The following is a 17,576-nucleotide window of genomic DNA, read 5'->3' on the forward strand; positions in this document are numbered from 1 at the left end:
GAGATGACAGAGCGCCAGAAAGACCGTCCGTGGCTCATGCGGACGTACGCCGGCCACTCCACGGCCGAGGCGTCCAACGAGCTGTACCGCCGCAACCTCGCCAAGGGCCAGACCGGCCTGTCGGTCGCGTTCGACCTCCCGACGCAGACCGGCTACGACCCCGACCACATCCTCGCCCGCGGCGAGGTGGGCCGGGTCGGGGTCCCGGTCTCCCATCTGGGCGACATGCGGCGGCTGTTCCAGGACATCCCCCTGGAGCAGATGAACACCTCGATGACGATCAACGCCACCGCCATGTGGCTGCTGGCGCTCTACCAGGTGGCCGCCGAGGAGCAGGGCGCGGACATCGCCCAGCTCCAGGGCACCACCCAGAACGACATCGTCAAGGAGTACCTCTCGCGCGGGACGCACGTCTTCCCGCCCGGGCCCTCGCTCCGCCTGACGACGGACATGATCGCGTACACGGTCAACCACATCCCGAAGTGGAACCCGATCAACATCTGCTCGTACCACCTCCAGGAGGCGGGGGCCACCCCGGTCCAGGAGATCTCGTACGCGATGTCGACGGCGATCGCCGTACTGGACTCGGTGCGCGACTCGGGCCAGGTGCCCGAGGAGCGCTTCGGCGAGGTCGTCGCCCGCATCTCGTTCTTCGTGAACGCGGGCGTCCGCTTCATCGAGGAGATGTGCAAGATGCGCGCCTTCGGCCGCATCTGGGACCAGGTCACCCGCGAGCGCTACGGCATCGAGAACGCCAAGCAGCGCCGCTTCCGGTACGGCGTCCAGGTCAACTCCCTCGGGCTGACCGAGGCGCAGCCGGAGAACAACGTCCAGCGCATCGTGCTGGAGATGCTCGCGGTCACGCTCTCCAAGGACGCCCGGGCCCGCGCCGTGCAGCTGCCCGCCTGGAACGAGGCGCTGGGCCTGCCCCGGCCCTGGGACCAGCAGTGGTCGCTGCGCATCCAGCAGGTCCTGGCGCACGAGAGCGATCTGCTGGAGTACGAGGACATCTTCGCCGGATCCCACGTCATCGAGGCCAAAGTCGACTCCCTGGTCGCCGACTGCCTGGCCGAGATCGACCGGATCCAGGAGATGGGCGGCGCGATGGCCGCCGTCGAGTCCGGGTACCTGAAGGGCGAGCTGGTCGCCTCGCACGCCGAGCGGCGCGCCCGGATCGAGGCCGGCCAGGACAAGATCGTCGGCGTCAACTGCTTCGAGCAGACCGAGGAGAACCCTCTGACGGCCGACCTGGACGGCGCCATCATGACGGTCGACCCGGCCACCGAGGCGCTGACCGTGGAGCGGATCGTCCGCTGGCGGGCCGAGCGGCAGGAGTCCTCGGACCGGCAGGGGAACGGCGACCCGTTCGTCTTCCCGACCGTGATGCAGGCCCTGGACCGGCTCAAGGAGGCCGCCGCCGGGACCGAGAACCTGATGGAGGCCACCCTGGAGTGCGCCCGCGCCGGTGTCACCACCGGCGAGTGGGCCACCGCCCTGCGCGAGGTGTTCGGCGAGTTCCGCGCCCCGACCGGGGTCTCCTCGGCCCCGGTGGCGGTCACCGCCGAGGAGGGCACGCCGATGGCCCTGGTCCGCGAGAAGGTCGCCCGTACCGCCGAGGACCTGGGCTCCGGCCGGCTGCGCCTGCTGGTCGGCAAGCCGGGCCTGGACGGGCACTCCAACGGCGCCGAGCAGATCGCCGTACGGGCCCGCGACGCCGGGTTCGAGGTGGTCTACCAGGGCATCCGGCTGACACCCGAGGAGATCTCCTCGGCGGCGCTGGCCGAGGACGTGCACTGCGTGGGACTGTCCATCCTGTCCGGCTCGCACAGCGCGCTCGTACCGGACGTGCTGGAACGCCTCCGTACGGCGGGGGCGGGTGACATCCCCGTGGTCCTCGGCGGCATCATTCCGAACGCCGATGCCATCGCCCTCAAGGCGGCCGGAGTGGCCGCCGTGTTCACACCCAAGGACTTCGGTATCACGGAGATCATCGGCCGTATCGTCGACGAGATCCGGAAAGCGAACAAGCTCGACCCTCTGGAGGTCCCCGCATGACCACGCCCTCTTCCCCCGTGAACCGGCTGCGTCCGCGCCGCTCCTGCCTCGCGGTGCCGGGCTCGAACCCGCGCTTCCTGGAGAAGGCCCAGGGCCTGCCGGCCGACCAGGTCTTCCTCGACCTGGAGGACGCCTGCGCCCCGCTCGCCAAGGAAGGCGCCCGCCACACGATCGTGGACGCGCTGAACAACGGCGACTGGACCGGCAAGACCCGGGTCGTGCGCGTCAACGACTGGACCACCCACTGGACGTACCGCGACGTCATCACCGTCGTGGAGGGCGCGGGCCAGAACCTCGACTGCATCATGCTGCCGAAGGTCCAGGACGCCCAGCAGGTCGTGGCGCTGGACCTGCTGCTGACGCAGATCGAGAAGACGATGGGCTTCGAGGTCGGCAAGATCGGCATCGAGGCGCAGATCGAGAACGCCAAGGGCCTGGTCAACGTCGACGAGATCGCCGCCGCCTCGCCGCGCCTGGAGACCATCATCTTCGGCCCGGCCGACTTCATGGCCTCGATCAACATGAAGTCCCTGGTCGTGGGCATGCAGCCGCCCGGCTACCCCGCGGACGCCTACCACTACATCCTGATGCGGATCCTGATGGCGGCCCGTACGCACAACCTTCAGGCGATCGACGGCCCCTTCCTCCAGATCCGCGACGTGGACGCCTACCGCGAGGTGGCCGGCCGGGCGGCGGCGCTGGGCTTCGACGGCAAGTGGGTGCTGCACCCGGGCCAGGTCGACGCGGCCAACGAGGTCTTCTCCCCCTCCCAGGAGGACTACGACCACTCCGAGCTGATCCTCGACGCCTACGACTGGTGCACCTCCGAGGCCGGCGGCAAGAAGGGCTCGGCCATGCTCGGCGACGAAATGATCGACGAGGCCAGCCGCAAGATGGCCCTGGTCATCGCCGGCAAGGGCCGCGCCGCGGGCATGCAGCGCACCACCAAGTTCGAACACCCCTCGACCGAGAAGACGGCGGAGGCCTGAGCACGATGCAGTTCGGACGCACGTACGAGGAGTTCGAGGTCGGCGCGGTCTACAAGCACTGGCCCGGGAAGACGGTCACGGAGTACGACGACCACCTCTTCTGTCTGCTGACCATGAATCACCACCCGCTCCACATGGACAGCAATTACGCCGAGAACACGACCGACTTCGGCAAGAACGTGGTCGTGGGCAACTACATCTACTCGCTGCTGCTCGGCATGTCCGTGCCGGACGTCTCCGGGAAGGCCATCGCCAACCTGGAGATCGAGTCGCTGCGGCACGTGGCGCCGACCTTCCACGGCGACACCATCTACGGCGAGACCACGGTCCTCGACAAGACCCCGTCGAAGTCGAAGAACGACCGCGGGATCGTCTACGTGGAGACCAAGGGCTACAAGCAGGACGGCACCCTCGTCTGCGTCTTCCGGCGCAAGGTGATGGTCCCGACCGAGACGTACATCAAGGAGCGCGGCGGCGAGCAGCCCGGCCGCCCGCAGCTGAAGGAACAGGGGAAGTAGCCATGGCCCGACTCGCCCAGACCGCCGGGCTGACCGACGTCCAGCGGGAGATCCTCAAGACCGTCCGGGAGTTCGTCGACAAGGAGATCATCCCGGTCGCGACCGAGCTCGAACACCGTGACGAGTACCCGCAGCAGATCGTCGACGGCCTCAAGGAGCTCGGCCTCTTCGGCCTGATGATCCCGGAGGAGTACGGCGGCCTGGGTGAGTCGCTCCTCACCTACGCGCTGTGCGTGGAGGAGATAGCGCGGGGCTGGATGTCCGTCTCGGGCATCATCAACACCCACTTCATCGTGGCGTACATGCTCAAGCAGCACGGCACGCAGGAGCAGAAGGACCACTTCCTGCCCCGCATGGCGCTCGGCGAGGTGCGCGGCGCGTTCTCGATGTCCGAGCCGGGGCTGGGCTCCGACGTGTCGGCCATCACGTCGAAGGCGGTGAAGGACGGCGAGGAGTACGTCCTGAACGGCCAGAAGATGTGGCTGACGAACGGCGGCTCCTCGACCCTGGTGGCCGTCCTGGTCCGGAGTGACGAAGGACACCCCGAGGGCACCGCGCCCCACAAGTCGATGACGACCTTCCTCGTCGAGAAGGAGCCGGGCTTCGGTGAGGTCCGTCCGGGCCTGACCATCCCGGGCAAGATCGACAAGATGGGCTACAAGGGCGTCGACACGACCGAGCTGATCATGGACGGACTGCGCATTCCGGCCAATCGGGTCCTCGGCGGCCAGACGGGCCGAGGGTTTTACCAAATGATGGACGGGGTCGAGGTCGGCCGCGTCAACGTGGCGGCGCGTGGCTGCGGCGTCGCTCAGCGTGCGTTCGAGCTGGGTGTCTCGTATGCCCAGCAACGTCACACTTTCGGCAAGGCGATCGCCGAGCACCAGGCCATCCAGTTCAAGCTGGCCGAGATGGCTACCAAGGTCGAGGCCGCCCATGCGATGATGGTCAATGCAGCACGCAAAAAGGACTCCGGGGAACGAAACGACCTGGAGGCAGGGATGGCGAAGTACCTCGCCTCCGAATACTGCAAGGAGGTAGTCGAGGACGCCTTCCGCATCCACGGCGGCTACGGGTTCTCGAAGGAGTACGAGATCGAGCGCCTCTACCGGGAGGCACCGATGCTGCTGATCGGTGAAGGTACGGCCGAGATCCAGAAAATGATCATCGGTCGGCGCCTGCTCGAGGAGTACCGACTGCAGGGCTGAAAGTCCCTTTTGCGGCGAATCCTCCATGGGTTCGTCGCAAAAGAATCACTGGCAGTCACTGGCTGGCGGCCATCGACTCGGCTTCTGGCTTGCCCAGTTGTTGCGTGCAACCGATAGCATTCCAGTAAAGCCGCCGTCCCGTCCCCCCGTTTGCGGCGCGGCAATCACCCGCTACGAAGGTCATCCATGCCCCACAGCCAAACCTCTGCACCTCGCGTCGGCATCCTGAACGGACGTCTCGCACGCGGAGCATCGCCGTGGCTTCTGCCGACCGTCGCCACCGCTGCGCTCAGCCTCACCCGGGCCCGCAAGTCCGGGCGCTGGGCCGCGGTGGCCGTGCCCACCACCGCTCTCGCGGCGGGCATGCTGTGGTTCTTCCGCGACCCCGAGCGTGAGATCACGCAGGGCCGGGTCATCTCGCCCGCCGACGGTGTGGTGCAGAGCATCATGCCGTGGAAGGACGGACGGACCCGGGTCGCGATCTTCATGAGCCCGCTGAACGTCCACGTCAACCGCGCGCCCCTCGCGGGCACGGTGACGTCCGTGGAGCACGTCCCCGGCGGGTTCGTCCCGGCGTTCAACAAGGAGAGCGAGAACAACGAGCGCGTTGTCTGGCACTTCGACACCGAGCTCGGCGACATCGAGATGGTGCAGATCGCCGGCGCCGTCGCACGCCGCATCGTCCCGTACCTGCCGGCCGGCACCAAGGTGGAGCAGGGCGAACGCATCGGTCTGATCCGCTTCGGCTCCCGCGTCGACATCTACCTCCCCGAGGGTGTCGAGGTCGCGGTCGAGGTCGGACAGGCCACCACCGCGGGGGTGACCCGAATTGACCGTGACTGACCCTGAGACTCCCACCACACCGTCGGGCGGCTGGGTGCCCGAGGCCGCGGAGGAGGAGTCCGCCGAGGACGACATGCCGCTCTCGCTGCGGCTGTCGATAGCGGACACCCTCACCCTCGGCAACGCGACGTGCGGATTCATGGCGGTGTACTTCACCACCACCGGGATCCTCATCCCGCACCTCACCGGCAGCGGCGAGTCGGGCATGGCCCGCAACAGCGCCGCCACGGCGGTGATACTGATGCTGCTCGCGGCGGTCTTCGACCTCTTCGACGGCATCGTGGCCCGCAAGCTGCGCAGCTCGCCGATGGGCGCGGAGCTGGACAACCTGTCCGACCTGATCAGCTTCGGCCTGGCTCCCGCGTACTTCGTGCTCGTGTACGGCATGGTCGCCGACGACGCGGTGCAGAAGATGTCGGCGCTGGCGGCGATCGTGGTGCTGCTCGCCGTGGTGCTCAGACTCGCGAGATTCAGCTGCGTGACCATGAAGGACGGCATGTTCCAGGGCATGCCGAGCCCCTTCGGCGCGCTCACGGTCGTCTCGATCGTGCTGCTGGAGCTTCCGTTCATCCCGACGCTGCTCGCGATCATCGGGGTGGCCTGGCTGATGGTGAGCCGGGTCGAGTACCCCAAGCCGCGGGGTGTCCTCGCGGTGGCGATGCTCAGCTGGATCATCGGGGCCATGGGCCTGCTGGCGGCCTGGGCGTTCGACGCCCCGGGCGGTCAGGTGCTGCTCCAGGCGGGCTGCGCCCTGCAGATCGCTCTGGCGGCGACCATCCCGCTGTTCGCGACGACCCGTCGCGCGAACACCTTCCGCCACAACCGCCGCGAGGCGCGAGCGGCGTCGCAGCTCCCGTAGGACCTCTTTCCGGAAGGGCCCCCGGTGCCGGCACACGGCACCGGGGGCCCTTTCGCGTGCACGGGGGGGGCTGCGGAGGGGGCGGGGCCGGTGGCGGGGCGGGGGGTCGTCCGGGGTAGGCATGATTTATGGCCCCGAGCGGCATCGGCGACCTCGGCCGGGATACGGGCCACAAATCACGTTTTACACCCCGGACGACCCCCCGCCCCGCCACCGGCCCCGCCCGGGCAGCTCCCGGGCCGAAGCCGGCCGGCCGGGGTCGGGGGCGGGGTGGGGCGCTGTCCGGGGTGTAAAACGTGATTTGTGGCCCGTGAGGCCGCGCACATGACGCTCCTGCTCGGGGGCCATAAATCATGCCTACCCCGGACAGCGCCCCGCCCCGCCCCCGACCCCGGCCACCCCCGACTCCGTACCCGCCCCACCCCCGGAGGGCTACGCTTGATGTCGGAAAACCGCCAGCCCGGTGAGGGCCGGGCCGGGATGCTGGAGCCATGTACACCGACACCGAGCGCTGTGTGAGGGCCGTCCAGTCGAAGGACGCCCGCTTCGACGGATGGTTCTTCACCGCCGTGCGGACCACCGGGATCTACTGCCGGCCCAGCTGCCCCGCGGTGCCGCCCAAGGTCGAGAACATGAGCTTCCTGCCCAGCGCCGCCGCCTGCCAGCAGGCCGGCTTCCGGGCCTGCAAGCGGTGCCGGCCCGACACCTCCCCCGGCTCCCCCGAGTGGAACGCCCGCGCCGACGCCGTGGCCCGGGCCATGCGGCTCATCCAGGACGGCGTCGTGGACCGCGAGGGCGTGCCGGGGCTCGCGGCGCGGCTGGGATATTCCACCCGCCAGGTGGAGCGCCAGCTGAACGCCGAGCTCGGCGCCGGGCCGCTCGCCCTCGCCAGGGCGCAGCGCGCCCAGACGGCCCGGCTGCTGATCGAGACCTCCGGGCTGCCGATGGGCGACGTGGCCTTCGCCGCCGGGTTCTCCTCGATCAGGACCTTCAACGAGACCGTCCGCGAGGTCTTCGCCCTCGCCCCCGGCGAGCTGCGCCTGCGCGCCGAGAAGGCCAACCGGCACGTTCCGCGGGTGCCCGGGACGATCAGCCTGCGCCTGCCGTACCGGGCCCCGCTCAACCCCGACAACCTCTTCGGCCACCTCGCCGCGACGGCCGTCCCCGGCGTCGAGGAGTGGCGGGCCGGCGCCTACCGCCGGACGCTGCGGCTGCCGTACGGCACCGGGGTCGTCGCGCTCAGCCCGCAGCCCGACCACATCGGCTGCCAGCTGGCCCTCACCGACCTGCGCGACCTCACCATCGCCATCAGCCGCTGCCGCTGGATGCTCGACCTCGACGCCGATCCCGAGGCGGTCGACGAGCAGCTGCGGGCCGATCCGCTGCTGGCCCCGCTCGTGGACAAGGCCCCGGGGCGCCGGGTGCCGCGTACGGTCGACGCGGCGGAGTTCGCCGTACGGGCCGTACTGGGCCAGCAGGTGTCCACGGCTGCGGCCCGTACGCACGCGGCCCGGCTGGTCACCGCTTACGGGGAACCGGTGGCCGACCCCGATCCCGAGGGCGGGCTGACCCACCTGTTCCCCTCGCCGCAGGCCCTGACCGCCCTGGACCCGCAGTCCCTGGCCCTCCCGGCGAGCCGGCGCACCACCTTGACCACCCTCGTCGGCGCACTGGCCGACGGCTCGCTCCCGCTCGGCATCGACAGCGACTGGGAGGCCGCCCGCGCGCGGCTGAACGAGCTGCCCGGGTTCGGTCCGTGGACCACCGAGGTGATCGCCATGCGGGCGCTGGGCGATCCCGACGCCTTCCTGCCGTCCGACCTCGGGGTCCGGCGTGCCGCGAAGGAGCTCGGCCTGCCGTCCACCCCCGTGGCGCTCACCGCCCGGGCGGCCGGCTGGCGGCCCTGGCGCGCGTACGCCGTGCAGTACCTGTGGGCCACCGACGCCCACCCCGTCAACCACCTGCCCGTCTGAGGAGCGCACCCCGTCATGAGCAGCATGAGCACCAAGCAGCACAGCATCGTCGAGAGCCCGTACGGTCCGCTCACCCTCGTCGCCACCGACGGCGTCCTCAGCGGCCTGTACATGACCGGGCAGCGGCACCGTCCGGCCGAGGAGTCCTTCGGGGAGCGGGTCGCCGTGACCGAGGAGCCGTTCCCCGAGGTCGTGCGGCAGCTGGCCGCGTACTTCGCCGGGGAGCTCACCGAGTTCGACGTGCCCGTCCGGCTGGAGGGCACCGCGTTCCAGCGCAGCGTGTGGGACCAGCTGGTACGGATCCCCTACGGCGAGACCTGGTCGTACGGGGAGCTCGCGGCCAGGCTGGGCAAGCCGAACGCCTCGCGCGCGGTGGGCCTGGCCAACGGGAAGAACCCGGTCGGCATCATCGTCCCGTGCCACCGGGTGATCGGTGCCTCGGGCAGCATGACCGGCTACGGCGGGGGCGTCGAGCGCAAGGTGCGGCTGCTGGCCTTCGAGGCCGGCGAGGTGGCGCCGTAGCCGTGGATCAGACCAGCACGAGCGGGACGAGCAGGGCGAAGGCGGCCCCGGCCTCCACCGCGTAGGCGTACAGCGAGGGGTGCTGGACGGGGGCGGCGAGCAGGACCACGCTCCGCTGGGCGTCGGCCGCCGCCACCCAGTCGGCGTCGGCGCCGAGGTTGCCCTGGTACCAGCCCTCGCAGGCGCCGGGGCCGGTGACGGCGAGGAGGTCGTCCTCGCGGCGGTAGAACGCCTGCCAGCCGGCGGCGGGGACGGACCAGCCCTCGAAGTCGGTGAACGAGGCCCAGCCGCCCTCGCGTATCGCGGTGTCGAAGAGCCACACCGGCGTCCCCTCGGCCGTGACCTCGCCGCCCTCCTGCTGCTCGGTGGTGAAGTGGACCATCGGCAGGGCGTCGGGCCCGTCGGCGGTGCTGGGCCAGGCGTACATCGTGATCATCAGAGGATTCTGTCCTGCTCGAAGTAGGCCCGGTGTCACGAGGAGACCGGGCGGCTGCCGTTCTCCAGCTCCGCGGTGCCCTCGCCGGACTCCAGGACCCGGTATGCCTCCCGGGTGCGGCGGCCGAGCGATCCGGGGAGGTACGCGGTGAGTTCGGCGGGCTCGACCAGCCGCCAGGAGAGCAGTTCCTCCTCCTGGAGCCTGATCGAGGCGAGTTGCGCCTCGTCGAGCACGCCGCCGTCGTAGAGGTAGGCGACCAGCGGCGGCCTGCCCTCGCCGAGCGTCCAGTCGACGGCGAGCAGCCGGCCGAGCGGCAGGTCCAGGCCGATCTCCTCGGCGCTCTCGCGCCGGGCGGCCGTCCGCGGGGACTCGCCGAGGTCCGATTCGATGGTGCCGCCCGGAAGGGCCCAGCCCTCGCGGTAGTTGGGCTCGACGAGCAGCACCCGCCCCTCGGCGTCCCGGTAGAGGGCGGCCGCGCCGGCCAGCACCCGGGGCAGGCTCGCGATGTACGTGGCGTAGTCGTCGGTGGTGGTCACGCCGCCAACCCTACCCAGCCGCCCCGGCGGACGGGATCACGCCTCCGGGGTGTTCGGCGGGGGCGGGTCCGCACGGTCGCGGCGGGCGGAACCGGCCGGCCGGCGCAGGCGCGGGTGGCGGGCCGGGCCCGCTTCGGTGACGGCGTCGCCGACCATCGCCGTGACCGCGTCCCGCATGCCGTGCAGGGCGTGGTGGCGGGCGGGGCCGGCGCCGGGGTCCTCGCGGAGTTCCTTCACCAGGGCCCAGCAGAGCAGCAGCATGACGAGCACGAAGGGCAGCGCGACCAGGATGGTGGCGGTCTGGAGGGACTTGAGGCCGCCCGCGACCAGCAGGACGGCCGCCACCGCCGCCATGAGCACGCCCCAGGTGACGACGAGCCAGGTGGGCGGGTTGAGCGAGCCGCGGCTGGTGAGCGAGCCCATGACGAGGGAGGCGGAGTCGGCGCTGGTGACGAAGTACGTCATGACCAGGACCATGGCGGCGTACGAGGTGACGGTGCCGAGCGGGAGCGCGTCCAGCATGGCGAACAGGGAGGCCTCGGCCCCGTCCTTGACCTTGACGGCGAGGTCGGCCGCGCCGGTGGAGTCGAGGCGGATCGCGGTGCCGCCCATCACGCAGAACCAGACCACCGTGGCGCCGCTGGGCACGAGCAGGACGCCGATCAGGAACTCCCGGATGGTGCGGCCGTGCGAGATGCGGGCGATGAAGGTGCCGACGAACGGTGCCCAGGACAGCCACCACGCCCAGTAGAAGATCGTCCACGCGCCGAGCCAGGCGCTGTCGGTGAAGGCGCCGGTACGCGTGGCCATCGGGAGCAGTTCGTGCAGGTAGCTGCCGACGCTGGCGGGGATCACGTCGAGGACGTAGACGGTCGGGCCGAGGAGGAAGACGAAGAGCATCAGGGCGGCGGCGAGCACGAGGTTGATCGTGCTCAGCCATTTCACGCCCTTGTGCAGGCCGGAGAAGGCGGAGAGCACGAACGCGGCGGAGAGCGAGGCGATGATGATCAGCTCGACGCCGGTGGAGTCCTCGATCCCGGTCGTGATGTGGAGCCCTTCGGCGACCTGGAGCGCGCCGAGGCCGAGGCTGGTCGCCGTGCCGAAGACGGTGGCGAAGACGGCGAGCAGGTCGATTGCCTTGCCGGGGCGGCCGTTCGCGCGCGCCTCTCCGATCAGCGGGACGAAGGCGGCGCTGAGCCGGTTGCCGCGGCGCTTGCGGAAGGTGGCGTAGGCGAGGGCGAGGCCGGCGATGCCGTAGATCGCCCAGGGCGTGAGCGTCCAGTGGAAGAAGGAGTAGTCGAGGGAGGCCTGGGCGGCTGCCCCGGTGCCGGGGGCCGCCCCGGAGGCGGGCGGCGGGTTCAGGTAGTGGGTGAGGGGCTCGCCGACCCCGTAGAACATGAGGCCGATGCCCATGCCCGCGCTGAACATCATCGCGATCCACGCGAGGTTGGTGAACTCGGGCTCGGAGTCGTCGGCGCCGAGCCGGATCCGGCCGAAGCGGCTGATCGCGAGGACGACGCACATGACGAGGAAGACGTCGGCGGCGATCACGAACAGCCAGGCGAAATTGGCCAGGACCCAGGCCAGCGCGGTGCTCGACGCCGTGTCGAAGGAGTCTTTGCCGAGCGCCGCCCAGGCGACGACGGCCAGCACGGCGATCACTCCGATGGTGACCACGGCCCGGTCCGGTTCGGGCTCGGGGCCCTGCGGACGGGTGTCGTCCAGTGATTCCGCGCTCATGCGGCCACACTATGCAGGCGTATATCCCTATTTAGGTGGATGGCGCGCCGCCTGTGACCCAGGCCACCCATGGGCATAGGAGGATCCTCCGGATAGGCTCATGGAGGCGCGACTGCACTGTTCGATAGCAAGGGATTAGCAAGGTGACGGACGGAGCAGTAACTGAGACCGCGCGCGTGCTCATCGCCGCGGACAAATTCAAGGGCTCGCTCACGGCCGTTCAGGTCGCGGAGCGGGTGACGGCCGGCCTTCGCAGGGCCGTACCGGGCGTGGAGATCGAAACACTCCCCGTCGCGGACGGCGGCGACGGTACGGTCGCGGCCGCCGTGGCGGCCGGGTTTGAGCGCCGGGAGGTACGGGTCACCGGACCGCTCGGCGAGCAGGTCACGGCCGCTTTCGCGCTGCGCGGGGGCACCGCCGTGGTCGAGATGGCGGAGGCCTCCGGGCTGCAGCTGCTGCCGGCGGGTGTGTTCGCCCCGCTGACGGCGACCACGTACGGCTCGGGCGAGCTGCTCAAGGCCGCGCTGGACGCGGGCGCGCGCTCGATCGTCTTCGGCGTGGGCGGCAGCGCCACCACCGACGGCGGAGCGGGGATGCTGGCCGCGCTGGGCGCCGTGTTCCTGGACGCGAACGGTGAACCGGTCGGTCCGGGCGGCGGCGCGCTCGCCGGGCTGGCGTCCGCGGACCTGTCCGGGATCGACCCGCGCTTCGCGGAGGTCGAGTTCGTCCTGGCGAGCGACGTGGACAACCCGCTGACGGGCCCGAAGGGCGCGCCCGCGGTGTACGGCCCGCAGAAGGGGGCCACGCCCGAGGACGTGGCGACGCTGGACGCGGCGCTGGCGCACTTCGCGGTGGTGCTGGAGAAGTCGATCGGCGAGAAGGCCGGCCGGCTGGCCGCCGCCCCGGGTGCGGGCGGCGCGGGCGGCATCGGGTACGGGGCGCTGCTGCTCGGCGCGTCGTTCCGGCCCGGGATCGAGCTGATGCTGGAGGTGCTGGGCTTCGCGCCGGCGCTGGAGCGGGCCACGCTGGTGATCACCGGTGAGGGCTCGCTGGACGAGCAGACCCTGCACGGCAAGGCTCCGGCCGGTGTCGCGGCCGCGGCGCGAGCGGCGGGCAAGCCGGTGGTGGCGGTGTGCGGCCGTCTGCTGCTGGACCAGGAGGCCCTGGAGGCTGCGGGCATCCGCAAGGCGTACCCGCTGACGGACCTGGAGCCCGACCCGGCCAAGTCCATCCCGAACGCGGGTCCCCTGCTGGAGCTGGTCGCGGCGAACATCGCCGCCGAGGTGCTCTGACCCGGCACCCGGACGGCCGTACGAGGCCCGGCACCCCCCTGGGGGTGCCGGGCCTCGGCACGTGCGGCCCCGCCCGCCGGCGGCGGTACTACGCGGTGAGCCGGGCCGGGGAGGCGGAGGCCGCGAGCAGCTCGGCGGTGGCGACCACACGGGCGAAGCCGCCGCCGTGCAGGTTGACGGCGGTGGCGGTGGCCAGCTCGTCGGCGGTCAGGCCCGCCCCGTCCGGGCCCGCGAGGTCGAAGGTGTGCGTGGCGTCGAGCGGAACGAGCACGTCGTAGCCGAGGTTCCCGGCCATCCGCGCCGTGGTCTCCACGCACATGTTGGTCTGGATCCCGGACACCACCAGCTGGCCGATGCCCTGGGCGGTGAGCCACTCGGCCAGGTCGGGGGTGCCGTAGAAGGAGGAGTTCACCGTCTTGGTGACCAGCAGGGTCTCCTGCCCCGCCCGGTCGGTGACGAAGTCCTTGAAGGCGTGCCCGGGGTGGTCCGCGGCCAGGACCGAACCGGCGGTGCGCGAGGCGTGCCGCACGAGGACCACCGGACGGCCGGTCTCCTGCCAGGCGTCCATGAGGGCGGCGATGTTCGCCTCGGCGGCCGGGTTGTTGCGCGGGCCCCAGTACGACGCGTCGTCGAAGCCCTTCTGTACGTCGATGACCAGCAGGGCGGCGTTGGGGGCGAGGGCGATCTCGTTCTTCGTCATGGCTTCATGATCTTCCGCCGGGCTGGCCCGCCGACAGTGGCGGGCGGGACCCGAACCGATGGGATCCTGCCAGGATGGCAGCATGCATCGTGTCGCCATCGTCGTGCAGCCCGGCATCCGCGGCTTCGACCTCGCCGTCATCACCGAGGTCTGGGGGCCCGACCGCAGCCGGCTCGGCGTGCCCCGCTTCGAGCTGCGCCGGTGCGCCCTCGACACCGGGCCCATCGCGCTGCCCGGCGGGCTCACCCTGGCCCCCGACCGGGGTCTCGACTGGCTCGCCGAGGCCGATCTCGTGGTCGTACCGGCGCTGGCCGAGCCGTCCGACCCGACGCCCGAGCCGGTGCTCGCCGCCCTGCGGGAGGCGCACGCCCGCGGCGTACCGGTGGCTGCGCTGTGCGCCGGGGCGTTCATCCTCGCCGAGGCCGGGCTGCTGGCGGGCCGCCGGGCCGTGACGCACTGGTCGCTGGCCCCGCGGCTGGCCGCGCGCCACCCCAGCGTGCTCGTCGAGGACGCCCCGCTGTACGTGGAGGACTCCGGGCTGTGGACCTCCGCCGGGGTGGCCTCCGGGATCGACCTCTGTCTGCACCTCGTGCGCCGGGCCCACGGGGCGGAGGCCGCCGCCGCCATCGCCCGGTCGATGGTGACGGGCCCGTTCCGCACCGGCGACCACGCCCAGTACCTGGACCGGCCCACTCCGGCGGCGGACCGGACCGCCGAGGCCCTGGCGGCCGTACGGGAGCGGGCCCTGCGCCATCTCGACGAGCCGCTGTCCGTGGCCGCGCTCGCCCGCTGGGCGGGAATGTCCCCGCGCTCCTTCGCCCGCCATTTCGTCGCCGCGACCGGCACCACCCCGCACCGCTGGCTGCTGGGCCACCGCCTGGACGCGGCCCGCAGGCTGCTGGAGCGCACCGATCACCCGGTGCCCGAGGTGGCCCGCCGCGCGGGCTTCGCCAGCGAGGTCACCTTCCGCCAGCACTTCACCTCCCACGTCGGTCTCAGCCCCCGCGCGTACCGAAGTGCGGCGGCGATCGGCCGGACAGGGCCGCCCAAATCCCGGTGACAGTGTTAGAAATGGCTCATGACCGGACGTTTGGGTCGACCCAGGGGATCGCCGCCCCGGCAGCCGACCGGGCGCGACCCGGGCCTGCTCGCGCGCCGCTCCCGCGGTGCCCGCAGCGTCGCCGGTCAGGTCTTCGCGCTCATGGCCGTCATCGTCATCCTGCTGATCACCGCCGCCGCGCTCGCCCTCGTCTTCCAGGAGCGGTACGGCACCCAGCGCGACGCGCGCCACCGCTCGCTGGCGGCCGCGGAGGCCTTCGCCCACGCCCCCGGCCTCCCCGCGGCCCTGAGGTCCCCGAATCCGACGGCCGAGCTGCAACCCCTGGCCGAGGCCGCCCGGCAGGCCGCGGGCGTCGACTTCATCGCCGTGATGACCCCCGACGGGCTGCGCTACACCGACTCCCGGCCGGAGCTGATCGGCAAGCGGGCCACCGGCGACCTCTCGCGCGCCGTGGCCGGGCACCCGTTCACCGAGGTCTTCAAGGGTTCGCCGAGCGACGCCGTCCGCGCCGTGGTCCCCGTACGGGACGCGAGCGGGAAGGTCATCGGGCTGGTCGGCACCGGCATCGAGATCGACACCGTCTCCGACTCGGTCGCCGGTCAGCTGCCGCTGCTGCTCGGCGCCGCGGCCGGCGCCCTGCTGCTCGGCACGGGCGGCGCCGCCCTGGTCAGCCGGCGGCTGTCGCGCCAGACCCGGGGCCTGGGCGCGACCGACATGGCCCGGATGAACGAGCACCACGAGGCGGTCCTGCACGCGGTGCGCGAGGGCGTCCTGATCATCGGCGCGGACCAGCGGCTGCTGCTCGCCAACGACGAGGCGCGGCGGCTGCTGAACCTGCCGCCCGACGCCGAGCAGCGCCACGTGAGCGAGCTCGGCCTCGATCCGCGGACCACTTCCCTGCTGGTGTCCGGGCGGGTCGCCACCGACGAGGTGCACCTGGCCGGGGACCGGCTCCTGGCCGTCAACGTGCGCCCGACCAAGCCGTACGGGGGGCACCCGTCCGGCAGCGTCATGACCCTGCGCGACACCACCGAACTCGCCTCCCTGTCCGGCCGCGCCGAGGTGGCCCGGGAGCGGCTCCAGATGCTGTACGACGCGGGAGGGCGGATCGGTACCACCCTGGACGTGGTGCGCACCGCCGAGGAGCTGTCGGAGGTGGCCGTCCCCCGGTTCGCGGACTTCGTCACGGTGGAGCTGCTGGAGCCGGTGCTGAGGGGCGAGGAGCCCTCGCGGGGCTCCGGGGTCTACACGGAGATGCGCCGGGCCGCGATGAGCGGCGTGCGCACCGACCAGCCGCTCCAGGCGGTCGGCGACATCATCCGTTTCGCGGTGCCGACGGCGCCGATGGCGACGGCGCTGGACGCCGGGCACGCGGTGCTCGCCGCCGATCTGAACGCGGCGATGGGCTGGCGGGCCCAGGACGAGGCCGGCACCCGCCAGGCCCTGGACTACGGGCTGCACTCGCTGATCTCGGTGCCGCTCCAGGCGCGCGGGGTGGTCCTGGGGATGGCGAACTTCTGGCGGGCGGCCGACACCACGGAGGCCTTCGACGAGGAGGACCTGTCGTTCGCGGAGGAGCTGGGGGCCCGGGCGGCCGTCTCCATCGACAACGCCCGCCGCTACACCCGGGAGCACGCGACGGCCGTGGCCCTCCAGCGGAGCCTGCTGCCCCGGGTGCTGCCGGAGCAGAACGCCGTGGACGTGGCCTTCCGGTACCTGCCCGCGAAGGCCGGGGTGGGCGGGGACTGGTTCGACGTGATCCCGCTGGCCGGCGCCCGGGTGGCCCTGGTCGTCGGCGACGTCGTCGGGCACGGGGTGCACGCGGCGGCCACGATGGGGCGGCTGCGGACCGCCGTGCACAACTTCTCCTCCCTGGACATGCCCCCGGACGAGCTCCTGGGGCACCTGGACGAGCTGATCCACCGGATCGACCAGAACGAGACCGCGGGCTCCGGGGATCCCGCGGAGGGGGCGGGCGAGGCGGCCGGGGTGACCGGCGCCACCTGCCTGTACGCGGTGTACGACCCGGTCTCGGGGGTCTGCGCGATGGCGAGCGCCGGACACCCCGGACCGGCCCTGGTCCGGCCGGACGGCGCGGTGGAGTTCCCGGAGCTGCCCGCAGGGCTGCCGCTCGGGGTGGGCGGCATGCCCTTCGAGGCCACGGAGCTGCGGCTGCCGGAGGCGAGCCGGCTCGTGCTGTTCACGGACGGGCTGCTGGAGGACCGCGACCGGGATTTCGACACCGGCCTCGGCGTGCTCGCCGAGACGCTCTCCCACCCCGGCCGCAGCCCCGAGCAGGCCTGTGCCGACGTACTGGCCGCGCTGCTGTTCCCGGCGCCGAGCGACGACATCGCACTGCTGATCGCCGACACCCGGCGGCTGGAGGCGGACCGGATCGCCGAGTGGGAGGTGCCGCCCGATCCGGCCGCGGTCTCGCGGGTGCGGAACGCCGGTTCGGCGCAGCTGGCCGCCTGGGGGCTGGGGGAGATCGCCTTCACGGCCGAGCTGATCCTCAGCGAGCTCGTCACCAATGCCATCCGGTATGGGAACGCGCCCATCCGGGTGCGGATGCTGCGCGACCGCAGCCTCATCTGCGAGGTCTCCGACGCCAGCAGCACCTCGCCGCACCTGCGGTACGCGGCGACCACCGACGAGGGCGGGCGCGGCCTGTTCCTCGTCGCGCAGTACGCCGAGCGCTGGGGCACCCGGTACACCGAGCGCGGCAAGGTCATCTGGGCGGAGCTGCCGCTGACCGGGGGTCCGGAGCCGGCCCTGCCCGCACCGGACCTGGCGGCGCTGGAGGACCTGGCCTGGTGACCGGGGCTGCGGCGTAACGATTCGCCCC

The 17,576-nt window shown here is 71.9% G+C and carries 15 protein-coding genes; 11 read left to right on the top strand and 4 right to left on the bottom strand.

What is annotated here, in order from left to right; all coding sequences use genetic code 11:
• The first annotated feature begins 3 nt into the window (after positions 1–3).
• The 8 genes from ACFYXV_RS08590 to ACFYXV_RS08625 all read left to right on the top strand — a co-directional run bounded on the left by ACFYXV_RS08590 (position 4) and on the right by ACFYXV_RS08625 (position 8,967).
• Positions 4–2,055: a protein meaA gene (locus tag ACFYXV_RS08590; RefSeq protein ID WP_376087761.1), complete on the top strand. Its 2,052-nt coding sequence runs from the start codon at positions 4–6 to the stop codon at positions 2,053–2,055.
• Positions 2,052–3,044 carry an HpcH/HpaI aldolase/citrate lyase family protein gene (locus ACFYXV_RS08595; RefSeq protein ID WP_385463294.1) on the top strand — a complete coding sequence of 331 codons (993 nt, stop codon included), beginning with the start codon at positions 2,052–2,054 and terminating at the stop codon, positions 3,042–3,044. Before ACFYXV_RS08590 ends, ACFYXV_RS08595 begins: the two co-directional genes overlap by 4 nt.
• A 5-nt stretch (positions 3,045–3,049) precedes the next feature.
• On the top strand, positions 3,050–3,562 hold the full coding sequence (locus tag ACFYXV_RS08600; RefSeq protein ID WP_030155134.1) for a MaoC family dehydratase: 513 nt from the start codon (positions 3,050–3,052) through the stop codon (positions 3,560–3,562).
• Positions 3,563–3,564: 2 nt separating this feature from the next.
• Positions 3,565–4,770 carry an acyl-CoA dehydrogenase family protein gene (locus tag ACFYXV_RS08605; protein ID WP_048476593.1) on the top strand — a complete coding sequence of 402 codons (1,206 nt, stop codon included), beginning with the start codon at positions 3,565–3,567 and terminating at the stop codon, positions 4,768–4,770.
• Between the two features lie 186 nt (positions 4,771–4,956).
• On the top strand, positions 4,957–5,613 hold the full coding sequence (locus ACFYXV_RS08610; protein ID WP_385463299.1) for a phosphatidylserine decarboxylase: 657 nt from the start codon (positions 4,957–4,959) through the stop codon (positions 5,611–5,613).
• A gap of 34 nt (positions 5,614–5,647) precedes the next feature.
• Positions 5,648–6,472, top strand: a complete 825-nt coding sequence (gene pssA, locus ACFYXV_RS08615; RefSeq protein ID WP_383351671.1) for a CDP-diacylglycerol--serine O-phosphatidyltransferase — start codon at positions 5,648–5,650, stop codon at positions 6,470–6,472.
• Between the two features lie 491 nt (positions 6,473–6,963).
• Positions 6,964–8,445, top strand: a complete 1,482-nt coding sequence (locus tag ACFYXV_RS08620; protein WP_385464996.1) for an AlkA N-terminal domain-containing protein — start codon at positions 6,964–6,966, stop codon at positions 8,443–8,445.
• A gap of 24 nt (positions 8,446–8,469) precedes the next feature.
• A complete protein-coding gene (locus ACFYXV_RS08625; protein WP_385465011.1) occupies positions 8,470–8,967 on the top strand; it encodes a methylated-DNA--[protein]-cysteine S-methyltransferase in 498 nt (165 codons plus the stop codon).
• 7 nt (positions 8,968–8,974) lie between these two features.
• On the opposite strand, the gene ACFYXV_RS08630 is transcribed toward ACFYXV_RS08625, so the two are convergent.
• Genes ACFYXV_RS08630 through ACFYXV_RS08640 form a run of 3 tightly spaced genes read right to left on the bottom strand, consistent with a single transcriptional unit; the run spans position 8,975 to position 11,679 of the window.
• Positions 8,975–9,403: a hypothetical protein gene (locus tag ACFYXV_RS08630; RefSeq protein ID WP_385464993.1), complete on the bottom strand. Its 429-nt coding sequence runs from the start codon at positions 9,401–9,403 to the stop codon at positions 8,975–8,977.
• Between the two features lie 35 nt (positions 9,404–9,438).
• On the bottom strand, positions 9,439–9,939 hold the full coding sequence (locus ACFYXV_RS08635; protein WP_383343511.1) for an NUDIX domain-containing protein: 501 nt from the start codon (positions 9,937–9,939) through the stop codon (positions 9,439–9,441).
• Between the two features lie 36 nt (positions 9,940–9,975).
• Positions 9,976–11,679: a BCCT family transporter gene (locus ACFYXV_RS08640; protein WP_389382383.1), complete on the bottom strand. Its 1,704-nt coding sequence runs from the start codon at positions 11,677–11,679 to the stop codon at positions 9,976–9,978.
• Between the two features lie 143 nt (positions 11,680–11,822).
• Between ACFYXV_RS08640 and ACFYXV_RS08645 the strand changes: the two genes are divergently transcribed.
• Entirely contained in the window at positions 11,823–12,971 is a 1,149-nt protein-coding gene (locus ACFYXV_RS08645) for a glycerate kinase (RefSeq protein WP_389382384.1), read from the top strand.
• An 88-nt stretch (positions 12,972–13,059) separates the two neighbouring features.
• On the opposite strand, the gene ACFYXV_RS08650 is transcribed toward ACFYXV_RS08645, so the two are convergent.
• Entirely contained in the window at positions 13,060–13,671 is a 612-nt protein-coding gene (locus ACFYXV_RS08650; protein ID WP_389382385.1) for a cysteine hydrolase family protein, read from the bottom strand.
• Between the two features lie 82 nt (positions 13,672–13,753).
• On the opposite strand from ACFYXV_RS08650, the gene ACFYXV_RS08655 reads away from it, so the two are divergent.
• A complete protein-coding gene (locus tag ACFYXV_RS08655; RefSeq protein WP_389382386.1) occupies positions 13,754–14,731 on the top strand; it encodes a GlxA family transcriptional regulator in 978 nt (325 codons plus the stop codon).
• Between the two features lie 18 nt (positions 14,732–14,749).
• Positions 14,750–17,548, top strand: a complete 2,799-nt coding sequence (locus ACFYXV_RS08660; RefSeq protein WP_389382387.1) for a SpoIIE family protein phosphatase — start codon at positions 14,750–14,752, stop codon at positions 17,546–17,548.
• Positions 17,549–17,576 lie beyond the last annotated feature (28 nt).

The organism is Streptomyces sp. NPDC002181 (assembly GCF_042890485.1).
In the GTDB taxonomy this organism is placed as follows: domain Bacteria; phylum Actinomycetota; class Actinomycetes; order Streptomycetales; family Streptomycetaceae; genus Streptomyces.

Excerpts from the sequence above, each read along its gene's own strand:
- ACFYXV_RS08620 (WP_385464996.1), top strand. The coding sequence starts at position 6,964 with ATGTACACCGACACCGAGCGCTGTGTGAGGGCCGTCCAGTCGAAGGAC.
- ACFYXV_RS08625 (WP_385465011.1), top strand. The coding sequence starts at position 8,470 with ATGAGCACCAAGCAGCACAGCATCGTCGAGAGCCCGTACGGTCCGCTC.
- ACFYXV_RS08605 (WP_048476593.1), top strand. The coding sequence starts at position 3,565 with ATGGCCCGACTCGCCCAGACCGCCGGGCTGACCGACGTCCAGCGGGAG.
- ACFYXV_RS08610 (WP_385463299.1), top strand. The coding sequence starts at position 4,957 with ATGCCCCACAGCCAAACCTCTGCACCTCGCGTCGGCATCCTGAACGGA.
- ACFYXV_RS08630 (WP_385464993.1), bottom strand. The coding sequence starts at position 9,403 with ATGATCACGATGTACGCCTGGCCCAGCACCGCCGACGGGCCCGACGCC.
- ACFYXV_RS08600 (WP_030155134.1), top strand. The coding sequence starts at position 3,050 with ATGCAGTTCGGACGCACGTACGAGGAGTTCGAGGTCGGCGCGGTCTAC.
- ACFYXV_RS08660 (WP_389382387.1), top strand. The coding sequence starts at position 14,750 with ATGACCGGACGTTTGGGTCGACCCAGGGGATCGCCGCCCCGGCAGCCG.
- ACFYXV_RS08640 (WP_389382383.1), bottom strand. The coding sequence starts at position 11,679 with ATGAGCGCGGAATCACTGGACGACACCCGTCCGCAGGGCCCCGAGCCC.
- ACFYXV_RS08595 (WP_385463294.1), top strand. The coding sequence starts at position 2,052 with ATGACCACGCCCTCTTCCCCCGTGAACCGGCTGCGTCCGCGCCGCTCC.
- ACFYXV_RS08655 (WP_389382386.1), top strand. The coding sequence starts at position 13,754 with ATGCATCGTGTCGCCATCGTCGTGCAGCCCGGCATCCGCGGCTTCGAC.
- ACFYXV_RS08650 (WP_389382385.1), bottom strand. The coding sequence starts at position 13,671 with ATGACGAAGAACGAGATCGCCCTCGCCCCCAACGCCGCCCTGCTGGTC.
- ACFYXV_RS08590 (WP_376087761.1), top strand. The coding sequence starts at position 4 with ATGACAGAGCGCCAGAAAGACCGTCCGTGGCTCATGCGGACGTACGCC.